Annotated in this window: 27 protein-coding genes; 12 read left to right on the top strand and 15 right to left on the bottom strand. The window is 71.5% G+C overall.

Annotated features, from left to right (window positions below; genetic code table 11):
- Window positions 1-63: 63 nt before the first annotated feature.
- The 4 genes from ACQ9ZG_RS24210 to ACQ9ZG_RS24195 form a co-directional block, all read right to left on the bottom strand.
- The gene (locus ACQ9ZG_RS24210; RefSeq protein ID WP_109914799.1) at window positions 64-1,425 is read right to left on the bottom strand and encodes a hypothetical protein; all 1,362 of its coding nucleotides are present in this window, start codon (window positions 1,423-1,425) and stop codon (window positions 64-66) included.
- A complete protein-coding gene (locus ACQ9ZG_RS24205; RefSeq protein ID WP_109914800.1) occupies window positions 1,415-1,984 on the bottom strand; it encodes a DUF6114 domain-containing protein in 570 nt (189 codons plus the stop codon). Before ACQ9ZG_RS24205 ends, ACQ9ZG_RS24210 begins: the two co-directional genes overlap by 11 nt.
- A 90-nt stretch (window positions 1,985-2,074) precedes the next feature.
- Window positions 2,075-2,728, bottom strand: a complete 654-nt coding sequence (locus ACQ9ZG_RS24200; RefSeq protein WP_026238268.1) for a DUF6230 family protein — start codon at window positions 2,726-2,728, stop codon at window positions 2,075-2,077.
- 687 nt (window positions 2,729-3,415) lie between these two features.
- The gene (locus tag ACQ9ZG_RS24195) at window positions 3,416-4,384 is read right to left on the bottom strand and encodes a tetratricopeptide repeat protein (protein ID WP_109914801.1); all 969 of its coding nucleotides are present in this window, start codon (window positions 4,382-4,384) and stop codon (window positions 3,416-3,418) included.
- A 434-nt stretch (window positions 4,385-4,818) separates the two neighbouring features.
- On the opposite strand from ACQ9ZG_RS24195, the gene ACQ9ZG_RS24190 reads away from it, so the two are divergent.
- Complete coding sequence (locus tag ACQ9ZG_RS24190) at window positions 4,819-5,445, top strand: TetR/AcrR family transcriptional regulator (protein ID WP_109914802.1); 627 nt, start codon at window positions 4,819-4,821, stop codon at window positions 5,443-5,445.
- A 133-nt stretch (window positions 5,446-5,578) separates the two neighbouring features.
- Window positions 5,579-7,474, top strand: coding sequence for a glycoside hydrolase family 5 protein (locus ACQ9ZG_RS24185; protein WP_499281220.1), 1,896 nt, complete (start codon window positions 5,579-5,581; stop codon window positions 7,472-7,474).
- A 170-nt stretch (window positions 7,475-7,644) separates the two neighbouring features.
- On the opposite strand, the gene icmA is transcribed toward ACQ9ZG_RS24185, so the two are convergent.
- The 4 genes from icmA to ACQ9ZG_RS24165 all read right to left on the bottom strand — a co-directional run bounded on the left by icmA (window position 7,645) and on the right by ACQ9ZG_RS24165 (window position 11,626).
- Entirely contained in the window at window positions 7,645-9,345 is a 1,701-nt protein-coding gene (gene icmA, locus ACQ9ZG_RS24180; RefSeq protein WP_109916784.1) for a coenzyme B12-dependent isobutyryl-CoA mutase large subunit, read from the bottom strand.
- Window positions 9,346-9,432: 87 nt separating this feature from the next.
- Window positions 9,433-9,759, bottom strand: a complete 327-nt coding sequence (locus ACQ9ZG_RS24175; protein WP_032754883.1) for a DUF3817 domain-containing protein — start codon at window positions 9,757-9,759, stop codon at window positions 9,433-9,435.
- 66 nt (window positions 9,760-9,825) lie between these two features.
- On the bottom strand, window positions 9,826-10,335 hold the full coding sequence (locus ACQ9ZG_RS24170; RefSeq protein ID WP_026238266.1) for a MarR family winged helix-turn-helix transcriptional regulator: 510 nt from the start codon (window positions 10,333-10,335) through the stop codon (window positions 9,826-9,828).
- 10 nt (window positions 10,336-10,345) lie between these two features.
- Window positions 10,346-11,626 carry an MFS transporter gene (locus ACQ9ZG_RS24165; RefSeq protein ID WP_109916783.1) on the bottom strand — a complete coding sequence of 427 codons (1,281 nt, stop codon included), beginning with the start codon at window positions 11,624-11,626 and terminating at the stop codon, window positions 10,346-10,348.
- Between the two features lie 76 nt (window positions 11,627-11,702).
- Between ACQ9ZG_RS24165 and ACQ9ZG_RS24160 the strand changes: the two genes are divergently transcribed.
- The 3 genes from ACQ9ZG_RS24160 to ACQ9ZG_RS24150 all read left to right on the top strand — a co-directional run bounded on the left by ACQ9ZG_RS24160 (window position 11,703) and on the right by ACQ9ZG_RS24150 (window position 14,230).
- Window positions 11,703-12,686: an ArsR/SmtB family transcription factor gene (locus ACQ9ZG_RS24160; protein WP_109916782.1), complete on the top strand. Its 984-nt coding sequence runs from the start codon at window positions 11,703-11,705 to the stop codon at window positions 12,684-12,686.
- 154 nt (window positions 12,687-12,840) lie between these two features.
- Window positions 12,841-13,881, top strand: a complete 1,041-nt coding sequence (locus ACQ9ZG_RS24155; RefSeq protein WP_109916781.1) for a glycoside hydrolase family 6 protein — start codon at window positions 12,841-12,843, stop codon at window positions 13,879-13,881.
- A gap of 58 nt (window positions 13,882-13,939) precedes the next feature.
- Window positions 13,940-14,230 (top strand): hypothetical protein, encoded by a 291-nt coding sequence (locus tag ACQ9ZG_RS24150; RefSeq protein WP_109916780.1) that lies wholly within the window; start codon window positions 13,940-13,942, stop codon window positions 14,228-14,230.
- Between the two features lie 51 nt (window positions 14,231-14,281).
- Here ACQ9ZG_RS24150 and glxA read toward each other — a convergent pair whose 3' ends face one another.
- The 4 genes from glxA to ACQ9ZG_RS24130 form a co-directional block, all read right to left on the bottom strand.
- Entirely contained in the window at window positions 14,282-16,237 is a 1,956-nt protein-coding gene (gene glxA / locus ACQ9ZG_RS24145) for a radical copper oxidase GlxA (protein WP_109916779.1), read from the bottom strand.
- A gap of 3 nt (window positions 16,238-16,240) precedes the next feature.
- Entirely contained in the window at window positions 16,241-18,094 is a 1,854-nt protein-coding gene (locus tag ACQ9ZG_RS24140) for a glycosyltransferase family 2 protein (RefSeq protein WP_109916778.1), read from the bottom strand.
- A gap of 175 nt (window positions 18,095-18,269) precedes the next feature.
- The gene (locus tag ACQ9ZG_RS24135) at window positions 18,270-18,563 is read right to left on the bottom strand and encodes an MTH1187 family thiamine-binding protein (RefSeq protein WP_018492224.1); all 294 of its coding nucleotides are present in this window, start codon (window positions 18,561-18,563) and stop codon (window positions 18,270-18,272) included.
- The gene (locus tag ACQ9ZG_RS24130; RefSeq protein WP_018492223.1) at window positions 18,560-18,910 is read right to left on the bottom strand and encodes a DUF3817 domain-containing protein; all 351 of its coding nucleotides are present in this window, start codon (window positions 18,908-18,910) and stop codon (window positions 18,560-18,562) included. The genes ACQ9ZG_RS24135 and ACQ9ZG_RS24130 overlap by 4 nt, the downstream gene beginning before the upstream one ends.
- 302 nt (window positions 18,911-19,212) lie before the next feature.
- Between ACQ9ZG_RS24130 and ACQ9ZG_RS24125 the strand changes: the two genes are divergently transcribed.
- The 4 genes from ACQ9ZG_RS24125 (at window position 19,213) to ACQ9ZG_RS24110 (ending at window position 21,938) form a co-directional block, all read left to right on the top strand.
- On the top strand, window positions 19,213-19,845 hold the full coding sequence (locus ACQ9ZG_RS24125) for an AIM24 family protein (protein WP_109916785.1): 633 nt from the start codon (window positions 19,213-19,215) through the stop codon (window positions 19,843-19,845).
- Complete coding sequence (locus ACQ9ZG_RS24120) at window positions 19,845-20,495, top strand: AIM24 family protein (RefSeq protein WP_019762249.1); 651 nt, start codon at window positions 19,845-19,847, stop codon at window positions 20,493-20,495. The genes ACQ9ZG_RS24125 and ACQ9ZG_RS24120 overlap by 1 nt, the downstream gene beginning before the upstream one ends.
- Before the next feature lie 43 nt (window positions 20,496-20,538).
- On the top strand, window positions 20,539-21,291 hold the full coding sequence (locus ACQ9ZG_RS24115; protein ID WP_109916777.1) for an AIM24 family protein: 753 nt from the start codon (window positions 20,539-20,541) through the stop codon (window positions 21,289-21,291).
- A 170-nt stretch (window positions 21,292-21,461) separates the two neighbouring features.
- The gene (locus ACQ9ZG_RS24110; RefSeq protein ID WP_028416406.1) at window positions 21,462-21,938 is read left to right on the top strand and encodes a MarR family winged helix-turn-helix transcriptional regulator; all 477 of its coding nucleotides are present in this window, start codon (window positions 21,462-21,464) and stop codon (window positions 21,936-21,938) included.
- A gap of 269 nt (window positions 21,939-22,207) precedes the next feature.
- On the opposite strand, the gene ACQ9ZG_RS24105 is transcribed toward ACQ9ZG_RS24110, so the two are convergent.
- Both ACQ9ZG_RS24105 and ACQ9ZG_RS24100 read right to left on the bottom strand, forming a co-directional pair.
- Window positions 22,208-23,653, bottom strand: coding sequence for a sensor histidine kinase (locus tag ACQ9ZG_RS24105; protein WP_499281219.1), 1,446 nt, complete (start codon window positions 23,651-23,653; stop codon window positions 22,208-22,210).
- Window positions 23,650-24,312: a response regulator transcription factor gene (locus ACQ9ZG_RS24100; RefSeq protein ID WP_109915311.1), complete on the bottom strand. Its 663-nt coding sequence runs from the start codon at window positions 24,310-24,312 to the stop codon at window positions 23,650-23,652. The genes ACQ9ZG_RS24105 and ACQ9ZG_RS24100 overlap by 4 nt, the downstream gene beginning before the upstream one ends.
- 118 nt (window positions 24,313-24,430) lie before the next feature.
- On the opposite strand from ACQ9ZG_RS24100, the gene ACQ9ZG_RS24095 reads away from it, so the two are divergent.
- Window positions 24,431-25,159: a PepSY domain-containing protein gene (locus tag ACQ9ZG_RS24095; RefSeq protein WP_109915313.1), complete on the top strand. Its 729-nt coding sequence runs from the start codon at window positions 24,431-24,433 to the stop codon at window positions 25,157-25,159.
- A 70-nt stretch (window positions 25,160-25,229) separates the two neighbouring features.
- Here ACQ9ZG_RS24095 and ACQ9ZG_RS24090 read toward each other — a convergent pair whose 3' ends face one another.
- Entirely contained in the window at window positions 25,230-25,502 is a 273-nt protein-coding gene (locus ACQ9ZG_RS24090; protein WP_109915312.1) for a hypothetical protein, read from the bottom strand.
- A gap of 202 nt (window positions 25,503-25,704) precedes the next feature.
- On the opposite strand from ACQ9ZG_RS24090, the gene ACQ9ZG_RS24085 reads away from it, so the two are divergent.
- Together ACQ9ZG_RS24085 and ACQ9ZG_RS24080 are read left to right on the top strand one after the other, a co-directional pair.
- Window positions 25,705-26,007: a toxin glutamine deamidase domain-containing protein gene (locus ACQ9ZG_RS24085; protein WP_258312149.1), complete on the top strand. Its 303-nt coding sequence runs from the start codon at window positions 25,705-25,707 to the stop codon at window positions 26,005-26,007.
- A 1-nt stretch (window position 26,008) separates the two neighbouring features.
- Window positions 26,009-26,290: a hypothetical protein gene (locus ACQ9ZG_RS24080; RefSeq protein WP_070202281.1), complete on the top strand. Its 282-nt coding sequence runs from the start codon at window positions 26,009-26,011 to the stop codon at window positions 26,288-26,290.
- Window positions 26,291-26,421: the final 131 nt, after the last annotated feature.

The following is a 26,421-nucleotide window of genomic DNA, read 5'->3' as shown; positions in this document are numbered from 1 at the left end:
CCCTGGTGAGGGGTACGGCCCACGGTTCTGTGCGGCTCCCGGACGGGATCGGGGGTGGTGTCGCTAGCTTCGGCCGGGCTCCAGGTAGTTGTTCAGACCCGGGACCGTGAGCGAGCCGCCGAACTGGCCGGCCTGGACCACCCTGACCTTGGTGAAGAAGGCGAAGGGGACGTTCAGCGGCGGCGGGGTCTGCGGGTTGAAGGTGATCGGGATGAGGCCGAAGAGGTTGCCCTTCAGCTCCTCCGTGTACATCGTCACCGTGCCGTTGCGGATGGTCGACGTGGAGCCGGGGCGCGACTTCACATGGCCCGTGGTCCCCGCCGGGCCGACGGTGAGCTGGTGGAGGTCCTTGATGTCGATGGAGCTGGCGGTGAACTTCAGCACCTTCTTGACGGAGCCGTCCGCCTTCTTCACCTCGACGATGCCCTTGTAGTCCAGGCCGTTCAGGGTGAGCAGCGTGGACTCCAGGACCCACGGCTCGGCCGGGAGCAGCGGGATACCGGGCTCCATGGACGCGGCGGCGAGCGCCTCCGGGTCGGGCACGGGGCAGGGGAAGCGGGGCTTGGCGCCGTCCGGTATGTCCTCGTCCTTCTTGGGGTCGAGGCCCTTGGCGTCCTCGGGCAGCTCCTCGACGCTCCGGCCAGCCTTCTCGGCCGCCTCGCGGATGGCGTCGGCGGTCTTTCCGGCCGCGTCCTCCGCCGGGGACTTCTCCGGCGGCTTCTCCGGGCTCTTCCCGTCGGTCTTCGGCCGGTCCGCCGGCTTCGGGGACTCCGCCGTGGGGCTCGGGGAGGGGCTCGCCGGCGGAGCGGGCTTCTCCTCGGGCTCCTCCTCCGCCTTGTCCTTGTCCTTGTCCGGGTTGAACAGGTCCCTGAGGGCGTCGCCCAGGCCCAGCGGGTCGAGCGGGTTCTTCGACTTGGTGGGCGTGGGGGTGGGGGTGGGGCTCGGCTCCCCGGCGGGCTTCTGCGCGTCCGGCAGCTGTGCGGCGTCGGGCTTCCGCTCGTCCGGCTTCCCGGTGTCCGCCGGGTCCTCGGCGGCCGGGGCGGTCTCCGTGGGCTTCGGGGTGGCGCCGTCGTCCTCGCCCGGCCTCCCGCCCCCGTCCGGCCCGTCCGTGGGCGTCGCCGACGGGGTCGGGGAGGCGGAGGGGCTCGGGGACTCGGAGGCCTCCGGCTCGTCGGACCGGGTGACGCAGGGGCCCGGGGCGAAGGGGATGTCGGGGTTGCCGTCGGCCATGGCGAGCTTGGGCGTGAGGCCCATGCCCACGAAGACGGCGGTCGGCATCGCGGCGAGCGCGAGCGCCTTCTTGCCGTTCGGCATGTGCAACTTGGCCAGCAGCGACTTCTTGGGAGCCGCGTGACGGGGCCCTCGGCGGACCGGGATGCCGTCGTCCGCGTACGCCTTCGGCTGCTGTTGCTCGTCACCCCGCACGGTGTGTCCCTCCGTCATGGCCGGAGGCCGCGTCGTGGTCACCCACCTGCTGCTGCGGAACGGTCGCACCGTGCAGGACGGACCCGGCGTGCTCGCCGCTCTCCGGCCGGCGCTCGTCCAGGGGCGAGGGGTCCGCGTACGGGGCCTCCTCGTCCGCCTCCGGTGCGCCCGGCGCCCAGGAAATGGACAGGGCTCCGCCGACGAGCGCGAAAAGGAATCCGACCAGGAAGCCGCCGATGTTGGCGACGGGCAGGGAGATCAGCGCGAGGAGGATGGCCGCCACACCGGCGAAGACCCGGACGATGCTGTGGAACCACATGGTCAGGCCCAGCGTGATCAGCAGGATGCCGATGATGAGGGATCCGGCGCCGGCGGTGGTGGACATGGCCAGCGTCATATTGCCGAGCCGGAGGTCGGCGTACGGGAAGTAGGCGATGGGCGCACCGCCCAGCATGGTGAACAGACCCGCCCAGAACGGCCGGTTACCCCGCCAGGTGCGGAATTCCCGCCGGTAGGCGGTGAAGTTGTGCTTGTTCTGCCCTGTGGACTCGGGGCTCATGGAAAACAGCTCCCTGGAACCGGTACTGCGGTGAGAAGAGGAGGGGAGCGGCCGGACCCGCCGACGCGGGTCCGGCCACCCGGGCGGGTGCTAGAAGCACTCCTTCTTGTCGCCCGTGTGCAGCCTCAGCTTCAGGTCGCTGAGCTTGAAGGTGCCGGCCGTGGTCGCCCACGCCGTCTGCTTCACCTTCGTCAGGACGGCCTCGTCGGCGCGCTGCGCGAAGCCCTCCTTCTTCGCCTGCGTTCCGGGCTGGATGCCTATGCCCTCCGGGTCGCCGTCCTTCTTCAGCGAGCCGGCCGCGACACCGATGTCGATGTTCTTGAACTCGGCATCCGCGTCGAGCTGGGAGACGTCCAGGTAGAGGTTGGTGGCCCTAACCGGATTGTCGGGGTTCGTCCCGGCCCTCAGCTCAAGGCTGACGTTGCCGAGGACGGGCACCTTCGGCGTGACCACCGACTGGCACATGTTGGTGATCGTGGCGCTGCTGAAGCCCGACACCGCGACCGCGTGCACCGCGTCCTTGCCCTCGAGGTCCTTGCCGGTCGCGACGCTGCCGTACTGGACGAAGTTCTTGCCCTCCAGCCGGTCGGTCCTGACCTTGAACTCCTGGCCGGACACGCTGAACGACGCGGCCAGGGCGCCCTGGGCAAGACCGACACCGACCGCCGCCGTCGCGACGACGCTCGGCACCATGACCAGAGCGAAACGCTTCCATCTCGTCCCACCGCGAACCTGGGAACTCATAACTTGCTCCTTCTTCTCGGACGTACATCTCCGGTCGGGTGCGGGACCCGTCCTGGGATGGGAGAAGTTCTACGTCCTCGGGAAGGAGAGCGCCCGCGGACGGAGACGCGTACCGCATCCGCCCCACCGGCGTTCACCCCCGAGCGACAACCACCGGCCGCACGGTGTGCGCGGCCGGTCGGACAGGCCCCGCCTGTCGGCGGGAACCCCCCTGTCCACGACCGGCGCCACTGCCGCCGGCCCACTCGGTGGGGACCCATCAGACCCTCCCGCACCGGCTGGGGACCGGACCGGAGGTATGGGACCGAGCGTGGCCGATCGTGGTGCATTCGGGGCCGCCGCACAAGGGGGGTCGTTACTTGTCAGTAACGGCGCGATAACCGAGCCGCGACCGGACGACACATACCGGCCACACAGGGTGGAACGAAAGGGACATCCAAATGGCGGGAAAATCCCTGGAACCGGGACAGAGCCACCACCTTGACTTACTCCGAGTAACAGCATGTTGCTTTGTTAAGATTTGGCAAAGCGGAGGCGACTCTTGGCGTCCGGACGGCAAAACGGCCGCGCTGCCCGAAGGGCATCACGGCCGTCTTGTCATATCGGAACAATCGGGAACATCAGCGCCCGGTCGGCGCCCCCGGTCACCTCCCGGCCGCCCCTGATCGGCTTCCGGTCGGCTTCCGGTCAGAAGAGGACGCGCGCCAGCGCGGTGCGGGCCGCGGTGACCCGGGGGTCCTCCGGGCCGATCACCTCGAACAGCTCCAGCAGCCGCAGCCGGGCGGTGTTCCGCTCGTCGCCCGTGGTGCGGCGGACCGCCTCGACGAGCCGGCCGAAGGCGTCCTCGACATGACCGCCCACCAGATCCAGGTCTGCGGCGGCGATCTGGGCGTTCACGTCGTCCGGCTTCTCCGCCGCGTCCTTGCGGACCGCGGCCGGATCCATGCTCTGCACCCGGCCGAGCAGCTCCGCCTGGGCCAGCCCGAGCTTGGCCTCCGGGTTGCCCGGGTCGTCGGTGAGCACGTTCTTGTACGCCTGCACGGCGCCGCCGAAGTCATTGGCGTCGAGCGCGGAGGCGGCGGCCTCCAGCAGGGCGTCGTACGGACCGGCCGGCACCTCGGCCGGGGCGGCGTCCGCCGAGGCGTTCGGGTCGACGGCGATCCCGGTGAGGCCGAAGCGCTGCTCACCGACCTGGATCAGCTGGTCCAGCGTCTCGCGGATCTGGGCCTCGGGGGCCGCGCCCTGGAAGAGCGGGAGGGCCTGCCCGGCGACCACGGCGAAAACGGCCGGGATGCCCTGGATGCCGAACTGCTGCATCAGCATCTGGTTGGCGTCGACATCGACCTTGGCCAGCAGGAAGCGGCCGTTGTACTCGACGGCCAGGCGCTCCAGCAGGGGGCCCAGCTGCTTGCACGGCTCGCACCACTCGGCCCAGAAGTCGATGACGACCGGGACCTCGGCCGAGCGCTGGAGGACATCGCGCTCGAAGCCTGCTTCATCGACGTCGATCACCAGGGCGGCGGGCGTCACGGCACCGGCGCCCCCCGTGCGGGCGGCCTGTGCACGGGCCTGCTCCGCCTTGGCCTTGGCCTCGCCGGCCGCCTTGACAGCGGCGAGGTCGACGACGCCGCTCATGGACATGTTCCTAGGCTGCATACGTACATCCTCCCCCCTGAGCACGCCGTTCCGGAAAGCGATACGGGAACCGGGCCGGTCCGCGGCACCGGCCGGTGTGCCGGGCGGGCGGACGAAGGCGGTCCCCAGGGCCCTGAAGAACCCCGGCGGGGCTCCGAAAAGACCCCGGTGGATCAGAGACGGGCCCCGATGAGGCCCGGTGGACCTTCCGGATCCCCATCCGGCCGGTCCGTGCGGCTCCGGGTCCCCACCCGGCGCCTGGGGCCTTGTCGAAGGCCCCGGTGGCTGTCGCTCGTTCGTTCCGTGGCGTACGGGGGCGGGCCTGCCGCCTTCCTTACGCTACGACCCGTAGCGTAACTGCCGATCAGCCCGCCGGAACAGGCCCTCCCGGTGATCTGTCTCACGGAACCCGGGCCGGAGCGGACGTGCCTACCGGCCGGTATGGTCACCGCATCATGAGCAGCACCGACCCCCGAGCCGCCCGGACAGGGCGTCCTCGCTCCACCGCCGCCGACGCCGCGATCCTGGAGGCGACGCGCGCCTCCCTGGTCGACCTCGGCTGGTCGAAGCTGACCATGGGCGACGTGGCGGCCCGGGCCGGTGTCGCCAAGACGACCCTCTACCGGCGGTGGGCGGGGAAGAACGAGCTGGTGGTGGACGCGGTGGCCGTCCTCTTCGACGAGCTGGAGCTCCCCGACCGGGGCAGCCTGGCCGCCGACGTGCAGGGCGTGGTGCTCCAGTTCGCCGCCCTGCTGGAGCGGCCGGAGACCCGGACGGCGCTGATGGCGGTGGTCGCCGAGTCCACCCGGGACGACTCGCTGCGGATGCGGATCCGGGACTCGATCGTGGAGCGGCAGAAGCGGCTGGTGCTGGAAGGCCGGGAGCGCGCGCAGCGGCGGGGCGAACTGCCCGTCGAGCCGGACGCGGGGGTGGCGGACCGCACCGCCGATCTGATCTTCGACGTGATCGCGGGTGCGGTGGTGCACCGGATGCTGGTGAGCGCCGAGCCGGTGGACGCCGCGTGGGCGAGCGGGTTCACCACGCTGTTGCTGCTGGGGCTTTCGGGGGCGCGGCCGGGCTAGGGCCTGTCGTCGAACTGCCGTCGTCGCCCGGAGGGCGGCCGTGCGGCGTTCGACGGTGTTGGCAGGGGCACTACAAGAATGGCGGTGCGGACTCTAGGGTCGGGGCGATCCTTCCGACCAGAGGAGTCGCCCCGTGCGTACGCGCTTACTGGCCCCGCTCGTCCTTCTGCTGACCGGCGCCCTGCTCTCCCCCACCACCGCCACGGCCGGCCCGGAACGGCCGGAGCCGGTCGCCACCGCGGCGGAACCGGCCGCCGCTCCCGGCTGGACTCCCCCGCTGAGCACCCGGGGCCGGTGGATCGTGGACGCGGAGGGCCGCCGCTTCAAACTGAGGTCCGGCAACTGGCACGGCTCCAGCGGCACCTGGAACGGCTCGGGACCGGAGGACGATCCGGCCAACAACCACGCGGGCGAGGTCGGACGCCGGGCACCGCTCGGGCTCGACCGGAAACCGATGGGCGAGATCATCGCCGATTTCCGGGAGCTGGGGCTCAACAGCGTACGGCTGCCCTTCTCCAACCAGATGATCGACGACACCCGGCCGGTCACCGGTCTGGCCGCCAACCCGGAGCTCAACGGCCTCCGCCCGCTGGAGGTGTTCGACCGGGCGGTGCGCGCGCTGACCGACGCCGGGTTCGCGGTGATCCTCAACAACCACAGCACGGCGTCCCGCTGGTGCTGCGGGGTGGACGGCAGCGAGCGCTGGAACAGCGGCCAGACCACCCGGGAGTGGGTGGACGACTGGGTGCTGCTGGCCAAGCGCTACCGCTCCAACCCCCGTGTGGTCGGAGCCGATCTGCGCAACGAGGTGCGCCGCGACGTGTGGGACGACCCCAACTGGGGGCTCGGCGACGCGCACGACTGGGCGGCCGCCGCACAGGAGGCGGGCGACCGCATCCTCACGGAGGCCGATCCGGAGCTGCTCATCATGATCGAGGGCATCAACTGGGCCGGTATCCCGGTGGACGGCTTCTGGCGCGACCGCCCCCACCTCAAGCCCGTCGCCACCCTCTCGCACACCCTGGTGCGCTCCCACAAGCTGGTCTACGCGGCCCACTACTACGGTTACACCGGCCCCCGGCACAGCGGCGCGACCGGGATCGGTGAGACGAGCGATCCGCGCTACCGCGACCTGGGCCGGACGGAGCTGTTCGCCGAGATGCAGCGCAGCTCCGCCTATGTGGCCAACACCCCCGACCGGCACTTCACCGCACCGGTGTGGATCAGCGAGTTCGGCGTGGCGAAGGACGCCGGCGCCGTGGACCGGGCGTGGTTCACCGACACCGTGGACTTCCTCGTCGCGAACGACCTGGACTTCGCCTACTGGCCCGTCGTGGGCTTCCACGAGAACGACCGGGGCAACCAGTGGGGGCTGTTGCGCTACGACGCGGACGGCGCCCGGCGCAGCGTTCTGGACCCGGACGACTGGCGCTCGGCCGCCTGGCGCGCGCTGACCTCCGCCGCCGGCCGTCAGGGCGTGGTGGAGCCGGTGCGGACCTGGTCGATGCTGAAGGGCACGCACGCCGACGCCAACCGCTCGCTGCGGGCGGCGGCCGACTGGGACAGCGGCGCCCGCAAGCTGACCTGCCCGGACGACCAGCGCCTCATCGGCATCAGCCAGCGCGGCCAGGGCGGGCTGTGCACCGACGCCGGGGCCCCGGGCCTCGGGGCTCCGGGGGCGCTGCGCACGGTGACGTCGGAGGCGGGCGTCACCACGGACTGGGCGCGCGGCTTCACCAAGTACCAGTGCGCCGAAGGCCAGTTCATGACCGGCTACAGCGTGCGCGGCAACCGGGTGTCGGCGGTCCTGTGCTCCCCGGCCCGGATCGCGCTCGCGGGTCCCGGCCGCACGCTGTGGGACGACCGGGGCGACAGCCGGCCGTCCTCGGGCGAGGGCGGGGACTACGCGACGGGCTTCTACAAGGCGCAGTGCCGGGCGGACGAGTACGCGGCGGGGATCGCCTTCTCCACGGCGATCGGCCGCGCGGGCACGCCGGACGCGCTGTACTGCCGGGGGCTGCCGGGCTGACGGCCCGCTCCCCGGCCCGCGCGGGCCGGGGGCTGCCCGGACGACGGCGGCGCTCCCCGGCCCGCGAGCACGGCGCGGGCCGGGGAGCGTGCCGCAGGGCGGGGACGTGCCGCGGGCCGGGGAGCGTGCCGCAGGGCGGGGACGTGCCGCAGGCCGGGGAGCGCCGCGGCTCAGAAGCCCGGCGGCTCCGTGTACGTGCCCCACTCCTCGCGCAGCGCCTCGCAGATCTCGCCGAGCGTGGCCTCGGCCCGGACCGCGTCCAGCATCGGCGCGATCATGTTCGAGCCGTCGCGGGCGGCGACGAGCATCGCGTCCAGCGCGGCGCTCACCTTCGCGTCGTCCCGGGCGGCCTTGCGGGCGGTGAGCTGGCTCACCTGGTCGCGCTCGACCTCGTGGCTGACGCGGAGGATCTCCAGGTCGCCGGTGACCGAGCCGTGGTGGACGTTGACGCCGACGACCCGCTTGTCGCCCTTCTCCAGGGCCTGCTGGTAGCGGAAGGCGGACTCCGCGATCTCGCCGGTGAACCAGCCGTCCTCGATGCCGCGCAGGATGCCGGAGGTGATCGGCCCGATCGGGTGCCGCCCGTCGGGGTGGGCCCGGGTGCCGCGCTCCCTGATCTGGTCGAAGATCTTCTCGGCCTCGGCCTCGATCCGGTCGGTGAGCTGCTCCACGTACCAGGAACCGCCCAGCGGGTCGGCCACGTTGGCCACCCCGGTCTCCTCCATCAGCACCTGCTGGGTGCGCAGCGCGATCTCGGCGGCCTGCTCGGAGGGGAGGGCGAGCGTCTCGTCCAGGGCGTTGGTGTGGAGCGAGTTGGTGCCGCCGAGCACGGCCGAGAGCGCCTCGACGGCCGTCCGTACGACGTTGTTGTACGGCTGCTGCGCGGTGAGGGAGACCCCGGCGGTCTGGGTGTGGAAGCGGAGCCACTGCGCCTTGTCGGTCTTGGCTCCGTACGTCTCCTTCATCCAGCGGGCCCAGATGCGGCGGGCGGCCCGGAACTTGGCGATCTCCTCGAAGAAGTCCAGGTGCGCGTCGAAGAAGAAGGAGAGCCCGGGGGCGAAGGTGTCGACGTCCAGGCCCCGGGAGAGGCCCAGCTCCACGTAGCCGAAGCCGTCGGCCAGGGTGTACGCCAGCTCCTGCGCGGCCGTCGCCCCGGCCTCGCGGATGTGGTAGCCGGAGACGGAGAGCGGCTTGTAGGCGGGGATGGAGGCGGCGCAGTGCTCCATCAGGTCGCCGATGAGGCGCAGATGGGGCTCGGGCTGGAAGAGCCACTCCTTCTGCGCGATGTACTCCTTGAAGATGTCGGTCTGGAGCGTGCCGTTGAGCACGCCCGGGTCGACGCCCTGGCGCTCGGCGGCGACCAGGTACATGCAGAAGACCGGGACGGCGGGTCCGCTGATCGTCATCGAGGTGGTGACGTCGCCGAGGGGGATGTCCTTGAAGAGGATCTCCATGTCGGCGGCGGAGTCGATGGCGACCCCGCAGTGGCCGACCTCGCCCAGCGAGCGTGATTCGTCGGAGTCGCGGCCCATCAGGGTCGGCATGTCGAAGGCGACGCTGAGGCCGCCGCCGCCCGCCGCGAGGATCATCTTGTAGCGCTCGTTGGTCTGCTCGGCGTTGCCGAACCCGGCGAACTGGCGGATGGTCCACGTACGGCCCCGGTAGCCGGTGGGGTGCAGCCCCCGGGTGAAGGGGTACTCCCCCGGCCAGCCGATCCGCTCGAACCCCTCGTACGTGTCGCCGGGGCGGGGCCCGTAGACGGGCTCCACCGGGTCCCCGGAGAGCGTGGTGAAGTCCGCGTCACGCTTGCGGGCCTTGTCGTAACGGGCCTGCCAGCGGAGGCGGCCCTCCTCGATCGCGTCAGCGTCCATGCTTCGAATTTACTAGGACGTCCTAGTAAATGTCGATGGCAAACCGCCCGGCGCTTGCGCGCGGGGCGGTTGGGGGTGCCGTACCGGTCAGGCCTTCGCGGGCGCCGGGGCGGTCCCGTCGACCAGCGCCTGGGCCTCGCGGCTCACCTTCGGCTCGACGAAGAAGGAGGCGAAGGGGATGCAGCCGGCCGCCAGCACCCACAGGAGCTTGCCGAACGGCCACTTCGCCTTGGAGCCGAGGTCGAAGGCGAAGATGACGTAGACGATGAACAGCACGCCGTGGATCTGGGAGATCACCATGGTGTCGCCGGTGTCGAACCCGTACTTCGCGATGATCGCCACCGTGAAGACGAGCAGCCAGATGGCGGTGACGTAAGCCATCACCCGGTAGCGGGTGAGCACGTTCTGTTTCATGGAACGAGCGTAACCGTGCGCCCGGGGCGATCTTCGCGCGGGCCCGCCGTTACGAGGACGCCGCCCTCACCCCTCGTCGAAGTCCTGGGCCGCCACCCGCAGCGGCCGGAGCATGGCGAAGATCTCCGCGCACTCCTCGGCGTCGTACGCCCCGAGCCCGAACTCCATCGCCATCAGCTCCTCGGTGGCCGACTCGACGACCTCGCGCCCCTTGTCCGTGATGGAGGCGAGCGTCCCGCGGCCGTCGTTGGGGTTGGGGCGCTTGCTGACCAGGCCGGACCTGACCAGCCGGTCCACGGTGTTGGTGACCGAGGTGGGGTGCACCATCAGCCGCTCCCCGATCTTCGACATCGGCAGCTCGCCCGCCTTGGAGAAGGTGAGCAGCACCAGCGCCTCGTACCGGGCGAAGGTGAGTCCGTACGGCTTGACGACGGCGTCCACCTCGGCCAGCAGGATCTGCTGCGCCCGCATGATCGAGGTGATCGCCCCCATGGCGGGCACGGGCCCCCAGCGCTGCCGCCAGAGTTCCTCGGCACGGGCGATGGGATCGAAAGGAAGGCTGAGCGGCTTCGGCACGGCAATGACCTTACCGACTGGTCATATGCCGGTCAGCCCCGTCTCGCCTTTCGGTATCGGACATCCGTCCGGGGGCCGTCCGGCGGACCTCCGCGACGACGAGCAGCGTGGTGACGGTACCGATGATTCCGGATCCGGCGACCACCTGGTGCACGGGGAAGAACTCGGCCGCGAGCCCCGCCAGCGCCATGCCCGCGCCCTGGATCGTCATCAGCCCGGCGGTGAGCAGCGTCATGGCCCGGCCGCGCAGCTCCGGCGGTACGGCGTCCACGAACCACTGGTCCAGCCCGATGACGTACGAGGCGCCCATCCCGGCCAGCGCGAGTGCGGCGAGGGCGAGCGGCAGCCCCGGCCGGACCGCGTACACCACCAGCGGCAGCAGCCCTGCGGCGGCGACCGGCAGCACGATCCTCGATCGGGTACGGGGCCGGAGCCCGGCCCCCACGAACAGCTCGGCCCCCACGTGCCCCACCGCCATCGCGCAGAGCAGCAGCCCGAGGGCGGCGGGCGGGGCCCCGATCGCGTCGGCGTACGGAGCGGCCAGCGCCTCCGGGGCGACCACGAACATCGCGGGCAGCCAGAAGAGCAGGAGCAGCGCCCGGACGCGGCGGTTGCCGAGCACCAGGCGGGCCCCGGAGAGCGACTCCCCCAGCAGGGTGGCGCCGCCCCCGGAGGACGCCGTACGGGCCGGGCGGTCACGGGTGCCGAGGCGGAGCAGGGCCGCCGAGCAGAGGAACGTGACCACGGTGACGGTGATCGCCCCGCGCGGGGAGAGGACGGTGAGCAGCACCCCGCCCGCGCCGAAGCCGAGGAGCATCGCGCTCTGCGAGACGATCCGCAGGAGCGAGCGGCCCAGGACGTAGAGGTCGCCCTCGCCCAGGATGTCGGTGAGCGCGGCCATCCGGGTCCCGGTGAAGACCGGCGCGATCGCGGCGACCAGACAGCGCAGGGCGAGGAGTCCGGCGACCGGGGTGGCGGGCAGCAGCATCGCGGCGACGCAGACCGCGCAGACGAGATCGCAGACGACCAGGACCCGGCGGGCCGGGTAGCGGTCGGCCACGCCCGCGAGGAGGGTCCCGCCGACCGCGTACGGGAGGAGCCCCAGCGCGAACGTCAGCGCGCTGAGCAGCGGGGAGCCGGTGAGGTCGTAGACGAGGACGGTGAGGGCGAGTTCGCTGACGACGACGCCGAGGAGCGAGAGCAGGTGCGCGGCGAAGACGGCCCGGAACTCGCGGACGGCGAGGACGGCGCGGTAGCCGGTGGGAAGGACGGAGGAGGACGCCTGGGACATGACCCGCAGCCTGGGGCCGGGGCGTGGATCGCCCTAGACTTTCGGCCGGGGACGAATCTTCGACGCGGGGGCCGGTATGCCGTTCCAGCTGCACTTCGACGAGAGCGACCTGCTGCGCTGCCGGTTCGCGCTCTCGCCGCTGGTCGAGACCCAGGAGGCGGTCCGCACCCTGGCCCGCCGCCACCGGCACGGCTACCACCTGCCCTGGCTGCGGCGGATCAGTGCGGCGGCCGCGACGCTCGCCCTGGAGCCGCTCTGGCTGCTGATGCCGGACGGGGGCCACAACCCGGACTTCATCTGCCCGCCGCCGATCGGACCGCTCGCCACCTTCGAGGAGGAGATCGCGGGCGTGCGGGCGGTCGATCCGGAGGTGGCGCGGGCTGACATGGAGGCGGCGCTGGCGGAGCGGCCCGGCGCCCGGGAGTCCGTGACGGGCCGTCGGCTGCTGGCGGACCCGGCGCGGGCCGTGCGGGAGATCGCCGACCTGCTGGAGCGGGCCTGGCAGGTGCTCATCGAGCCGTACTGGCCCCGGCTGCGGGCGCTGCTGGAGGCGGACATCGCCTACCACTCGCGCAAGCTCGCGGACGGCGGGCTGGCGGGGCTGCTGGGCGAGGTGAGTACGCAGCTGAGCTGGAACGGCGCGACGCTCACCGTGCAGGGGACCCGGGGCGACCACGAACAGGTGCTGGGCGGGCAGGGGCTGGTGCTGATGCCGAGCGTCTTCGTCTGGCCCGAGGTGGTGGGCGGCCATCGGGAGCCGTGGCAGCCGGGGCTGATCTACCCGGCGCGCGGGATCGGCGGGCTGTGGAGCGGGGCCGGGGAGCGGACGCCGGAGACTCTGGCCCGGCTGCTGGGCCGGGTGCGGGCCGATGTGCTCTGCGCGCTGGACGAACCGGCCGGCACGAGTGTCCTGGCCCACCGGCTCGGCCTCGCCCCCTCCTCCGTGTCGGCACATCTGTCGGTGCTGCGCGGGGCGGGGCTGCTGACCTCGCGGCGGTACGGACACCAGGTGCTGTACGAGCGGACGCCGCTGGGGATCGCGCTGGCCGCCGCCACCTGAGCGGCGCCCGGTGGCGGATGGTGTGGCGGCGCCACTCCCGGTGACCGGTATGCCACGATTATTCACGTTTCCGTATGCGTGTTCAGGCGACCCCGACGCCTGCCCGCCGTGCGGCGTCCCGTATCCGTGAGCCACCGCCGTCCGAGGGGGCTGGATGTCCGGCCGTAGAACCATGTCCAGAGGCTTCGGCCTGTTCTCCGCCCTTGCCGCCGCCACGCTCGCGGCCGCTCTCACCGCCGGGTGCTCGACGCCCGGTTCCCCGAGCCCGACGGCCGCCGACGCCGACCCCGTACGCGGTGAACCGGCGCCGAGCGCGGCCTCCCCGTACTGGGTCGACCCGGACAGCGACGCCGCCCGCCAGGTGCGCGCCTGGGACCGGGAGGGACGGAAGGACGACGCGAAGGCGCTGCGGCGGATCGCGGACCGGCCAGTGGCGCTCTGGCCCGCCTGGGACGCGCCCGGGCCGGAGATCGTGGCGGCCACCAAGGACGCGGCCCGCACGAAGAAGACCGTCGTGCTCGTCGCGTACAACATCCCGCACCGCGACTGCGGCCTCTACTCCGCGGGCGGCGCCAAGGACGCGGACACCTACCGGTCCTGGATCCGGGAGTTCGCGGACGCCATCGGGGACGCCCCGGCCACCGTGGTCCTGGAGCCCGACGCGCTCCCCCACATCGCGGACGGCTGCACCCCGCCCGAGCACCACGCCGAGCGCTACCAGCTGCTCTCCGAGGCCGTGGACACGCTCAAGGCCGGGGCCCGGACCACCGTCTACCTGGACGCGGGCAACCCGGACTGGATCGTGGAGCCGGAGAAGATCGCGGAGCCGCTGCGCCGGGCCGGGATCGACCGGGCCGACGGCTTCTCGCTCAACGTCTCCAACTTCCAGTCCAACGCGAGCGTGAAGGAGTACGGCGCCCTCCTCTCCGGCTCCCTCGGCGACGCGCACTACGTGATCGACACCAGCCGCAACGGCGGCGGCCCCCTCACCGGCGACCGCGCCGAGGCCTGGTGCAACCCGCCGGGCCGGGCGCTCGGCACGCCCCCGACCACCGACACCCGCGACGACCGCCTCGACGCCTACCTGTGGATCAAGCGGCCCGGCGAGTCGGACGGCACCTGCCGGGGCGGCCCGGAGGCGGGCACCTGGTGGCCGGAGTACGCGCTGGGGCTGGCCTCCCGCGCCACGTCCTGAGCGGCCCGGGACCCGTGGCACCGTAGTTCAAAGATTGCGCAAGCTCTAAAGTGTTGCCATGGGATACGAAGCCAGGGCACACACCACCACACCCCAGGAACGGCGGCGGGCACAAGAGGCGTCCGCCGCCGCGGAACCCACCCAGGAGGCCGCCGTACTCGTCGGCGGCCCCGCGGACGGCACCCGGATACGGGTCGCCGGCCGCCCCTCCGTCGTGCAGATCACCTACCCCTGCGAGCTGGACGGACCGGCGGGCGGCGCCCGGGCGGACGCGCTCTACGTCTACCGGCGCGATCCGCGCGTGGCGAGCGAACCCCTGCGCTACGGGGTCGACCCGGCCAGTCCCTGACGTACCGCTCGCCGGGCGGCGCGGGAACGTCTGGCCCGCAGGAGCGCGGGCTCAGGACGCCTTGACCCACTTCGCCACCGACGGGACGCCGTCGGTGTCCGTCACGAAGAGCATGTACCAGCCGGGCGGCACCAGCGTGGCGTCGTCCGGCACGGTCACGCTCACCTCGCCCTTCCCCTTCTTCAGCGTCAGCTCGATGGAGCGCTGCTCCACGTCCGTGGTGTGCGTGACCGCGCTCGGCCGCATCAGCCGGGCCGTCGCGATCCGGTCCGCGTCACCGGTCTCGAAGGTGACCGTCTTCCCCAGCTCCACCGCCTGCGGACCGGCCCCGATCACCGGCCGCTCGCCCTTGGCCCGGTGCAGGGCGGGCGGGGTGTAGACCTCCATGCGCTGCTCGAACTTGCCGAGCTTGGTGTTGTCCTTGTCCCCGTAGAGCGAGTCGGAGCCGAAGGTGGCGACCCGGCCGTCGGGCAGTAGCAGCGCCTCGGAGTGGTAGTTCCGGCCGATCGTCGGCTCGGCCGCCTCCTCGAAGGTGTTGGTCCTGGGGTCGTAGGACTGCGCCTTGAGGATGTTGCTGTCCCCGCGGCCCCGGTAGTCCTCGGAACCGCCGCTGGTGAAGACGGTGTCGTCCGGCATGATCACGCTGTTCAGGTAGCGCGTGCCCTGCGGCAGATCGGGTCCCGCCCTGAAGGCCGGGCTGGCCTCCTTGAGGTCGATGACGGCCGTGCGGGCGGTCGACTTCTTCGACTCACCGACCCCGCCGCCGCCCAGCACCATCACCTTCTGGTCCTGCACGGGCGGCAGCAGCAGCGAGGCCGCCGTCTCCAGCTGGTCGGTGTCGGTCAGCCCGGGGATCTTGGTGAAGGTGTTCTTCTCGATGTCCCACATCCCCGGGTCGCGCCCCTTGTCGGCCGGTCCGTAACCGGCGTTGGCGCCCGGGTAGAAGAGCTTGCCGCCCTTGGTGAGGAAGAGCGCCGGGTAGGTGGGGAAGTACTGGAAGGGGCCCTTGGTCCACTTCTTGGTCTTCGGGTCGTAGATCTCGTTGTCGCCGGGGAGGATCGCGCCCACGTCGTCGAGGCCGGAGACCGAGAGCACCCGGCCGTCCTCCAGGCCGACGAGCGTCGGATACCAGCGGGCCTCCTTCATCGGGTCGACCTTGATGTACTTCTCCGCCGTCGGGTCGAACTCGTAGGCGGCCTTGATCCCCTGGAAGTCCTGCTTGTCCATGGTGATCTTCTCGGCGAGCCCGTACGAGTTGTCGGCCTCCTTGCCCTTCAGCCCGACGATCTCGTACTGGGCGGCCTTCGTCGCCACCGCCTCCGGGCCGTCCTTCACCGCCTCCACGAAGACCCGCTGCTCGGCCGCCGTCACCTTCGTCTTCCACGGCTTCATCTGGCCGCTCTTGAAGTACGTGACCTCGAACTCGCGCTTCGCCTTGGGCACGGTGACGTCGAACTTGGCCACGTACTCGGCCCCGGAGGGCGAGCGGAAGACCGTGCCCTTCTTCAGCTTCAGCGGCTTGTCCGGGTTCTCGTTCTTCACCCGCATCCCGCCACCGGCCCGCTGCACCTTGTCGTCCAGCACCTCGTAGCGGGCGGTGCCGCCGGCGATCAGCAGCCGCCCGTCCGGGAGCTGGGCGTGGCCGCTGCAGAAGAAGTCCTCCGGGGTGGGGACCTTCTGGAAGGTGTTCTTCGCCGGGTCCCAGAGCACGGTGTCGAAGGTGCCCTCGTCGAAGTGCTTCTGGTCGTTGCCCGACCCCGCGACGATCAGCACCTTGCCGGTGTGCAGGAGCGCCGCGTGGATGGCGTTGGTGCGGTACTCCTTCGGGATCTCGACCTGCTCCCAGGAGCCGTACCGCGCCTTGTACTTCGGCTGGGCGATCTTGTACGCGTGGTACTGGTCCTCCGCGAAGGAGAGCGCCGCCGGCGCGTTGAGCCCCGCGAGCACGACGACCGCGCCGCCGCCCAGGAGCGTCTTCCTCATCTTCTTCGAAGGCCGGTAGGCCATGGGTCAGTTCCCTCCTGCGGTGGTGGTGGCGGTGGTCCCGGCCGTCGCGGTGCCGGGTGCCGGGGCGGTGGGAGCGGCGGCGGTCGTCGTGGTGACGAACGCGGCCTCCGGCAGCGGCTGTACGGGGGTGGGTGCGAGCGCGGCCGCGGGCGCGGACGCGGGGACGGTGCTGCGGGCACGCTCACGCCGGTCCTTCCACTCCGTCCAGACCCACACCACGACCGGGGAGAGGGCGATCGCGAGCCCGAGCGTGGCCCAGGTCCGCATCGCCACATGCGTGTGGTCCAGATAGACGGAGGCGATGAGCGAGGAGAGCAGGACCGCGGCCCAGAAGAGGTGGATACGGAAGGTGAGCAGCCGGTCCGGGGAGACCTGGCCCCCCTTGGGGGTGACGACGAACCGCCCGTCGGTGCGCAGCAGCGCCGAGCCGAGGGACTTGAGGTAGATCGGCGCGGAGAGCGCGGACATGGCCATCCCGGCGAGACCGCCGGAGCCCTCGGGTTCGTGCGGGGAGACGTTGTGCCGCCGGTTCCAGAGGTAGAGGCCGATCTGGAGGGCCGCCGCGTCGCTGTAGAGCATCAGCCAGATGGAGGCGGCGACCTGGGTGCCGGAGGCCCCGAACCAGAGGAAGAGCACACAGCTGCCCACGCCGAGCAGCCAGTTGACGGCCGTCATGGGGTAGTAGACGAGCATCAGCGTGTAGCTGAGGAGCCGGCCGGGCGGCACCCGGAAGAGCATTTTGGCGTACTGCTTGAACAGCGTCTCGTACGTCCCCCTCGACCAGCGCAGCTGCTGGGTGAAGAAGTCCGTCCAGGAGGCGGGCCCCTCACCGACGGCCAGCACGTCGGGGGTGTAGACGGAACGCCAGTAGCGCCCCGTGGCGGGGTTGCGGCGGCGGTGGATCTCGAAGCCGGTCGCCATGTCCTCGGTGATCGAGTCGTAGAGGCCGCCGACCTGCCGCAGCGCGGCGACGCGGACGACGTTGTTGGTGCCGACGAACATCGGGGCGCCGTAGCGGTTGCCCGCGCGCTGGATCAGGGCGTGGAAGAGGAACTGCTGCGACTCGGCGGCCTTGGTGACGGCCGAGTCGTAGTTCCCGTACACCTGCGGTCCGACGACGAAGGCGACGTCGGGATCGCGGAAGTAGCCCAGCATCCGTTCCAGGAAGTTGGACATCGGCACGTGGTCGGTGTCGACGGAGGCGAAGAAGTCGTAGTCGTCTCCGTGCAGGGCGATCCAGGCGTTGTAGTTGCCGTGCTTCGTCCTGGCCTTGTGGGCGCCCTTCCTGCGGTTCCACTCGGGCACCCCGCGCCGGGTGAAGTGGTGCACCCCCAGCTCCGCGCAGAGCATCCGGGCGGCGGGGTCGTCGCCCTCGTCCAGGAGCCAGATGTCCAGCGGTCCGGAGTGCGTGAGGCGCACCGCGCCCTTCAGGGTGGCGCGCACCATGGAGAGCGGTTCCTTGCCGGGGACGTACGTGGTGAGGAAGGCGACCCGGGTGCCCGGCTCGGGCGTGACGGGTACGGGGTCCCGGGCGACCAGCGTCGCGTGGGCGATGGAGACCACGTTGACCAGCATGAAGAGCCCGATCAGGCCGATCGAGACCAGCATCGCGGTGTCGGCGACGACGAGCCAGCGCTCCCCGTTCTCCCGGTCGGTCCAGTGGGTGGGCCAGACCAGGTAGAGCATCAGGGTGGCGGTGAGGACCGGGGCCAGCGTCATCAGGAGGACGGCCCTTATTCGGTGCTTCTCCGTAGAGAGCAGGGATCGGTACCGCACCCGGTATCCCTCGGGGTCCGGCTCGGTGAGCGGTCCCGCGAGCCGGCTGTAGGTGTCGTAGTCGTAGCCCTCCGACCGCACCGGTGCCCTCCTACTGTCGAACAGGTGGATACCCCTACAGAAGGGGACATGTTTCACCGTGTCGACCCGGCAGGTCCGAGTGAGCGGTTTTCGACCCGGGAACGGAAGAGCCCCCGGCCGTGTGGCGCCGGGGGCTTATCGGGTGAACGCGGGGCGGTGGGCGGCGGACGGGCCGTCAGGGGGCAAGATAGCGCTCCACCGTCTCGACCTTCGAGGTCAGACCGTCGGTGACACCGGGCCGGATGTCGGCCTTCAGTACCAGGGAGACGCGTCCCGCGCGGGCCTCGACGGCGGCCACGGCGCGCTTGACGACGTCCATGACCTCGTCCCACTCCCCCTCGACGGAGGTGAACATCGCGTCGGTCCGGTTGGGCAGACCCGACTCCCGTACGACCCGCACGGCGTCGGCCACGTACTCCCCGACGTCCTCACCGACACCGAGCGGGGAGACCGAGAACGCGACGATCATGCGCTGACCGTGCCCTCGCGGCGGGCGCGGGCGGCGATGACGCCGTCGGCCTCGTACTTCTTGAGCAGCTTGTCGCCGTAGAGACCGCCGAAGGGGATCACGGCGAGGAGGAAGAAGAAGGCGACGCGCTTGAGCGGCCACTTGGCCTTGATCCACACGTCCAGCAGGAACACCACGTAGATCGTGAAGAGGATGCCGTGGATCATGCCGAGGGGCGGCATCAGGAAGTCGATGTCCGAGACCCGCATGAGCAGCGAGCCGAAGATCAGCAGGGCCGGGAAGGAGAGCGCCTCGGGGAGCGAGATGAGGCGCAGCCGGTGCAGGGCGGAAGCGGTCTTGATGTCCACAGGGGCACCTTCGGTGGAGGGGGTCGTGTGGGCGGGAAAGGGCCGCACGGGCTTGTGAACGCGGGCACAAGCCGCCTCCATTGTGGCATCGCGCCGGGCGGCCCCCGGCGCCGGGGGCCGCTCCTCCCCCGCGGGCACGTACCGCCGCACAACCGGTCGCGCGGACCGCCGCGTATCAGGGCCGGTCCGGGTACGCATCACCAGGACCGGTCCAGGTGCGCATCAGGGGGGCATCAGGGACGTAACGGTTCCGTAGGACCTGGTCCGGGCGGCGGCCGGGCGGCTACCTTCGTCGCGTGGCGATGTTCCGACTCCAAGGCAGCAAGACGCTCGCCGTCGATCTGACGGGCGATGCCGTCAAGGCGAAGAACGGCTCGATGGTCGCGTACGACGGCCGGATGACCTTCAAGAAGATGACCGGCGGCGGTGAGGGGCTCCGCGGGATGGTGACCCGCCGGCTGACCGGCGAGCAGATGGCCGTGATGGAGGTGTCCGGGCAGGGCACCTGCTACTTCGCCGACCGGGCGAGCGAGATCAACCTGGTCGCGCTGCACGGCGACAAGCTGTACGTGGAGGCGAGCAACCTGCTGGCCACCGACTCCGGGCTGCGCACGGGCACCACGTTCACCGGCCTGCGCGGCGGGGCGAGCGGCAACGGCCTCTTCACCACCACGGTGGAGGGCACCGGCCAGGCGGCGATCATGTCGGAGGGCGAGGCGGTGCTGCTGCGGGTGACCCCGCAGTATCCGCTGATGGTCGACCCCGGCGCGTACATCGCCCACCAGGGCAATCTGCGCCAGCAGCTCCAGAGCGGGGTGAACTTCCGGACGCTGATCGGCGAGGGCTCGGGCGAGGCGTTCCAGATGCGGTTCGAGGGCGACGGCCTGGTCTACGTGCAGCCGAGCGAGCGCAACACCGTCGGGGGCGATATCTGATGCCGTTCCGGGAGATCAACTCCAAGATGGTCGAGGCCCTGGTGTCCCCGGGCCAGCGGCTCTTCAGCCAGCGCGGCGCGATGCTGGCCTACCGGGGCGAGGTGTCCTTCACCCCGAACATCCAGGGCGGCCAGGGCGGCTTCGCCTCGATGATCGGCCGCCGGGTGGCGGGCGAGGCGACCCCGCTGATGACGGTGGAGGGGTCGGGCACGGTGCTGTTCGGCCACGGCGGCCACCACATCCAGGTGATCAACCTGGCCGGCGACACCCTGTACGTGGAGGCCGACCGGCTCCTCGCCTTCGACGGCTCCCTCCAGCAGGGCACGATGTTCATGGGCTCGCAGGGCGGGGTGATGGGCATGGTCCGGGGCCAGGTGACCGGCCAGGGCCTGTTCACGACGACGCTGACGGGCCACGGCGCGGTCGCGGTGATGGCGCACGGCGGGGTGATCGAGCTGCCGATCACCCCGGGCCGGGACATCCACGTCGACCCGCAGGCCTACGTCGCCCACCACGGGGACGTCCGCAACAAGCTCTCCACCGCGCTCGGCTGGCGGGACATGGTGGGGCGCGGCTCCGGCGAGGCGTTCCAGCTGGAGCTGAGCGGGAGCGGCGCGGTGTACGTCCAGGCCTCGGAGGAGAAGCTGTGAGCGCGCCCGTGACCGTCGGGGAGAAGCCGATCGAGGAGAAGTCGTGAGCACCCCTGTGATCTTCGATCCGATGACGCTGCCGTCGGACGACAACGTCAACTCCTACACCTTCTGCGTGGAGCTGAAGGGGAGCCGGTGGTTCCTGCAGAAGGGGAAGATGATCGCCTACTACGGGCAGATCGCCTTCGACGGCATCGGGCACGGCCGCTTCGAGCGGCTGGTGCGCACCAGCTTCCATTCGCCGCTGCACGCGAGCGACTGGGTGGTGGCCGAGGGCAGCGGGAAGATGCTGCTGGCGGACCGGGCCTTCGACGTCAACTCCTTCGACCTGGACGACGGGAACCTGACGATCCGGTCGGGGAACCTGCTGGCGTTCGACCCGGCGCTCTCGCTGAAGCAGTCGATCGTGCCCGGGTTCGTGACGCTGATCGGTACGGGGAAGTTCGTGGCCGCGTCGAACGGGCCGGTGGTCTTCATGGAGCCGCCGCTGCGGGTCGACCCGCAGGCGCTGGTGGGGTGGGCCGACTGCCCCTCGCCGTGCCACCACTACGACCACGGCTACCTGACGGGAGTGATGGGCGGAATCCGGTCACTGACGGGCATCGGCGGCACCTCGGGCGAAGAGCACCAGTTCGAGTTCGTGGGCGCGGGCACGGTGCTCATGCAGTCCAGCGAGGCACTGATGGCGGAGCAGGCGACGGGTGCCGTACCGAGCGAACCGGGCGTTCCGGGCGGCGGATCCACACCGCGCATGCCCGGCCAGCTGGGGGACCTCCAGCGTCGCTTCGGCTTGTGAGCGGTAGGCTGCGGAGTGTGACGTCGAACGTCTGCGCCCAGCTGTCGGTCCTTGCCAACAGGCCCGCCGCCTCCCCGGCCCCGCCCGTCGGCACTCCGGTCCCCCCGGGGTGCCCGCCGTCACACCCGTTAATTTCGTCCGGCTTTCAACTTCTTAGGTAGAATCCATATATGGAGACCGAGACGGCCACCCGCTGGCTGAGCGACACGGAGCAGTGCGCCTGGCGCACCCACCTGGACGTCAGCAGGCTGCTGACGCACCAGCTGGAGAAGGACCTCCAGCCGTTCGGCCTGACCATGAACGACTACGAGATCCTGGTCAATCTCTCCGAGTCCGAGGACCAGCGGATGCGGATGAGCGACCTCGCCGCCGCCACCCTGCAGTCCAAGAGCCGGCTCTCGCACCAGATCACCCGCATGGAGACGGCGGGCCTGGTCCGCCGCACCCACTGCGAGTCCGACCGGCGGGGCCTGTACGCGGTCCTGACCGAGCACGGCGCCGAGACCATGCGCAAGGTCGCCCCGCACCACGTCGAGTCGGTGCGCAACCACTTCATGGACCTGCTCTCCCCGGAGGCCCTGGACCAGCTGCACGCGGCGCTGACCCCGATCGCGGAGCACCTGAGGGGGCGGCGGGGCAAGCCGTAGGGGCGTCGGCGCCGACCGGTCCGTACGGGGCGGGGCGGACGGGCGGTTCGTACGGCTCAGGTCACCCGGCGCGGGCCCCGCGTGACGGCTCCGGTCGACTGCGCGCCGGCCCCTTGCCTGACGGCGTTCAGGCGACTCCGTACGGCGCCGGCGGACCCGGCGCGGGCCCCCGCGCGAGGACTCCGTGCTCCCGTGCGGGCCTCTGCCTACCGGCGGCCGGGCGACTCCGTACGGCACCAGTCACCGGCGCCCCCGCGTGACGGCACCGCTCACGCCGCCCGGGGCAGCCACAGGCGGAACGCGGCGCCGCCCTCCGGGGCGCGGTGGACCGTGAGGGTCCCGCCGTGGCGGGCGGCCACGTCGCGGGCGATGGCGAGGCCGAGACCTGCGCCGCCGTCGTCGCGGCTGCGGGCGTCGTCCAGCCGGACGAACCGCTCGAAGATCCGCTCCCGCTCGTCCTCCGGAACGCCCGCCCCGTCGTCGCGGACCTCCACGCGCACGCCGCGCCCGTCGGCCGCCACCGACACCGCGACGAGCCCCTCGGCATGGCGCTGGGCGTTGTCCAGCAGATTGCCGACCACCCGGGCCACCTGCCCGCGCGACCCGTTCACCTCGTACGCCGCCTCCTCCGTGACCTCCACCGTCACCGGGATCCGGTCCGCCGCCCGCTGGGACACCTCCTCGCGGACGAGCGCCCCCACCTCCAGCCGGGCGGTCCCCGGCCTCTCCCCCGCGTCCAGCCGGGCGAGGAGCAGCAGGTCGGCCGCCAGGACCTGGAGGCGTACGGTGTCGGCGACCGCGCCCGGGAGGTCCAGCAGCTCCGGGTGGGCCTCGGCCACCTCCAGTTGGGTCCGGAGCGAGGCGATCGGGGAGCGCAGCTCGTGGGAAGCGTCCGCGACGAACCGCCGCTGCCGCTCCACGGACGCCTCCAGGACGGTGAGCGTCTCGTTGGTGGTGCGGGCCAGCGCCGCGATCTCGTCGCGCGAGTCGGGCTCCGGGACCCGGCGGGCCAGGTCCTCGGAGGCGGTGATCGCGGCCATCTCGCGGCGGATGCCCTCGACGGGCCGCAGCGCGCGCCGGGTCACCAGCCAGGTCACCCCGGCGACGACGGCCAGCAGGACCGGCAGCCCGGTGAGCATGGCCCCGCGGACGGTGTCGACGGCCTCCTGCTCGGGGGCGAGCGGGGCGCCCGCGTGGACGGTCAGGGTGATACCGGCGGAGGTGGTGGCCTCGACGGCGGCGAACCGGTAGTCGGCGTGCTTGCCGTCGACGGTGGCGGTGCCGTCGGAGAGGTCCGGGTCGTCGGAGGAGACCTCGCCGCGCGCGGGCCGCCGGCCGTCGTCCCCGTCGTCGTCATCGTCATCGTCGTCGTCGGGCGAGGCGGTGGCGCCCACCGAGGCGGAGGGTACGGGGCTGACGCCCGGCGAACGGGTCCCGGAGACGGCCTGGAGCCCCTGGGAGACGAAGACCACCCGCCCCTCCTCGTCGGTCACCTGGACCGGGTGGTCCTCCGCGTCGTCCAGGTCGAGATCCTCGAACCGGGTGTCCAGGGCGAGCTGCCCGGCCACCTCGCGGGCGGCCACCTCCGCCTGGAGGTCCGCCTGCCCGATCAGGTTGTCCCGCAGCACGAGCAGCACGGCCAGCCCGGCGGCGACCAGGGCGACGGCGACGACCAGGGTGGCGCCGATGGCGGCCCTGGCCCGTACGGACCTCATCCCGCCTCCAGCCGGTAGCCGGCGCCACGCACCGTACGGATGGAGGCGGCGCCCAACTTGCGGCGGAGGGTGGAGATGTAGACCTCCACGATGTTCGGGTCGCCGTCGTAGGCGAAGTCCCAGACGTGCTCCAGGATCTCCGCCTTGCTGACCACCTGTCCGGCGCGCAGGGCGAGTTGCTCCAGGACCGCGAACTCCTTGGCGGTGAGGGCGCATTCGTCCTCGCCCCGGTGGACCCGGCGAGCGGCGGTGTCGATACGGAGGGTGCCGACGGTCAGCACGGGCGCGGCGGTCCCGGCGCCCCGCCGCCGCAGCAGGGCCCGCACCCGGGCGACGAGAACGACATAGCTGAAGGGCTTGGTCAGATAGTCGTCCGCGCCCGTGTCGAGCCCCTCGGCCTCGTCGTACTCGCCGTCCTTGGCCGTCAGCATGAGGATCGGCACTTCGTGCCCGGCGGCGCGCAGGGCCCCGCAGACCCGGTAGCCGTTCATGCCGGGCAGCATGATGTCGAGGACGACCAGGTCGTAGCCGCCCTCGCTCGCGCGGTGCAGCCCTTCGAGCCCGTCGTGCACGACGTCCACGGCGAAACCTTCGGCGGTGAGTCCCCGGGCGAGGGACACCGCGAGACGCTTCTCGTCCTCCACGATCAACAGGCGCATGCGCACAGCCTCGCAAACTCCACCTGAAGACGCCTTCAGGTGGCTTCAGGCTGCGTTCAGCAAGCGGTCGGCAGTGTGGAACCCGTCGAACAGCACGCAGTTCTCGGGGAGGAACCTCATGAAGCGCAACGCCACCATCGCAGCGATCACCGCGGCCGTCCTGATCGGCGGCACGGCCGCCGCCACCGTGGCCTTCGCGGACGACGACGGCGACCGCCGCCCGGCCACGACAACCCAGCAGCCGACGACGACCGGCCGGGACACGGACGACCGCGACGACGACCGCGACGACCGGAACGACGACCGCTCCCCCGCCACCGGGACCGGTACCGGCACCACCGCCATCACGCTGGACCAGGCGGTGGCGGCGGCCCTGAAGAGCGTCCCGGGCACGGTCACCGAGGCCGAGCTGGACGACGACGATGACGACCACGGCGGCCGCACGGTCTGGGAGCTGGACGTCCACGGCTCCGACAAGAAGTGGCACGACGTCACGGTGGACGCCACCACCGGCAAGGTCCTGAAGACCCGCCAGGACGACGACAACGACGACCGCGACCGCCACGCCCCCCGCTCGGCCCCCGTCACCCTGAACGCGGCGGCCGACGCGGCCCTGAAGACCGCCCCGGGCCGCATCACCTCGATCGACCTGGACGACGATGACGATGACGACGACGGCCGCCGGGGCAACGTCCTGCGCTGGGACGTCGACATCACCGGCAAGGACGGCAGGCAGCACGAACTGAAGGTCGACGCCAAGACCGGCAAGGTGACGGTGGACCGGGACGACGACCGGGACGACCGCGACGACGCGGACGACCGGAACGACGACCGCGACGACGACTGACGCACCGCCCCACCCCCGGGCCGGGCCCCGTACCGCTGCGGCGGTACGGGGCCCGGCCGCTCCCGGTGCCCTACTCGTCGTTCTCGGGCGGCAGGACGAAGCCCCGCGTCGGCCCGCTCCGCCGGCGGTCGACGGGTTCGGAGGAGTTGGCGGCGGACGGCTGAAGTGTCGCCGCCAGGGCTGCCAACGCGTCGGCGGTGATGTCCTTGCGGTTCGCCGGGTCGGCCGTGTCGTACACACGCCACGGCCCCGTCAGGTTCTCCGGGTCCTCCGGCGCGACGACGCCCGGAATGCCGAGCCGCCGCAACACGCTGTCGACCTGTCGGGCCTGTTCCGCGTCCATGGGGTCACCTTCCGTCGTCTGCGGGGAGCCTAGTCATCGCCTCCACCGTGGGTGGCACAGTTGCCCGGCCGGATCGGGCCGCACGGCGTGTGGTTGCACCGCGCCGCCACGGACACCAGGGACCTGGCGGGGCCCGTCCACAGTTCCGGTCGGTCTCGTACCCCGCCTGTTCGATGGTCGCCACAGTGCGGGTGACGACCTCATGGCAGGGCGCAACCCGAATGCGGTCTCCGGCGCCATTCAACCCCTGACCAGGGCGGAGCTGTCCGCCATCACGGGGCACCCGTTCCGCAAGGTCGGAGGCCTGAACGTCATCGTGAGCGACATATTGCGTTGGGGGCCCGGGGCTCGAGGCATCGTGGGCGCCTGGCCGGAAAAGGGGGTCGGACACTACTTCAACGTCGTCAACATTGACGGGAAGGTAGTCTTCCTCGACTTCCAGCAAGGCAAAGCCGCTCCGGCCGCAGAGCGGTACCGGCACTATTACCTCATGAGGACGAACTGACATGCTCGACAAGGGAAGCGCCGAACGCGCGGCTGCAGAGTTCCTCTCCTCCGAAAGCAAGTCCTGGGGAGCTTCCGGGCATGTCCGGATCATTGCCGAGTACTGCTTCATCGACGGTGACCAGTACATCGCTCCCTACGACCACGTCGATTACCTCGACCACGGTCGTGAGGACATGCAACTCGGGGGAAACCTGCCGGTAGCAGTTGACCTGACCACCGGGGCGTGCCGATTCATCGACTGGGACGAGGTGGAGGTCTTCTCGGACCGCGGTCTGCTCTGAGCAACCGCGCCGTCGGCGTGCCGGCGGGTCCTGCAGACTCCATCAGAACCCGCCACGACGCCGCGGAGCCCGTACGACGGGGCCCCTGGAAACAGCGCGTACTCCGCTTCCAGGGGCCCCGCCTCACGCCA

It is taken from the genome of Streptomyces araujoniae, from assembly GCF_050871195.1.
Taxonomy (GTDB): domain Bacteria; phylum Actinomycetota; class Actinomycetes; order Streptomycetales; family Streptomycetaceae; genus Streptomyces; species Streptomyces bacillaris.
Note: the sequence above shows the minus strand (reverse complement) of the source record. Positions and strands in the feature narration are given on the sequence as shown.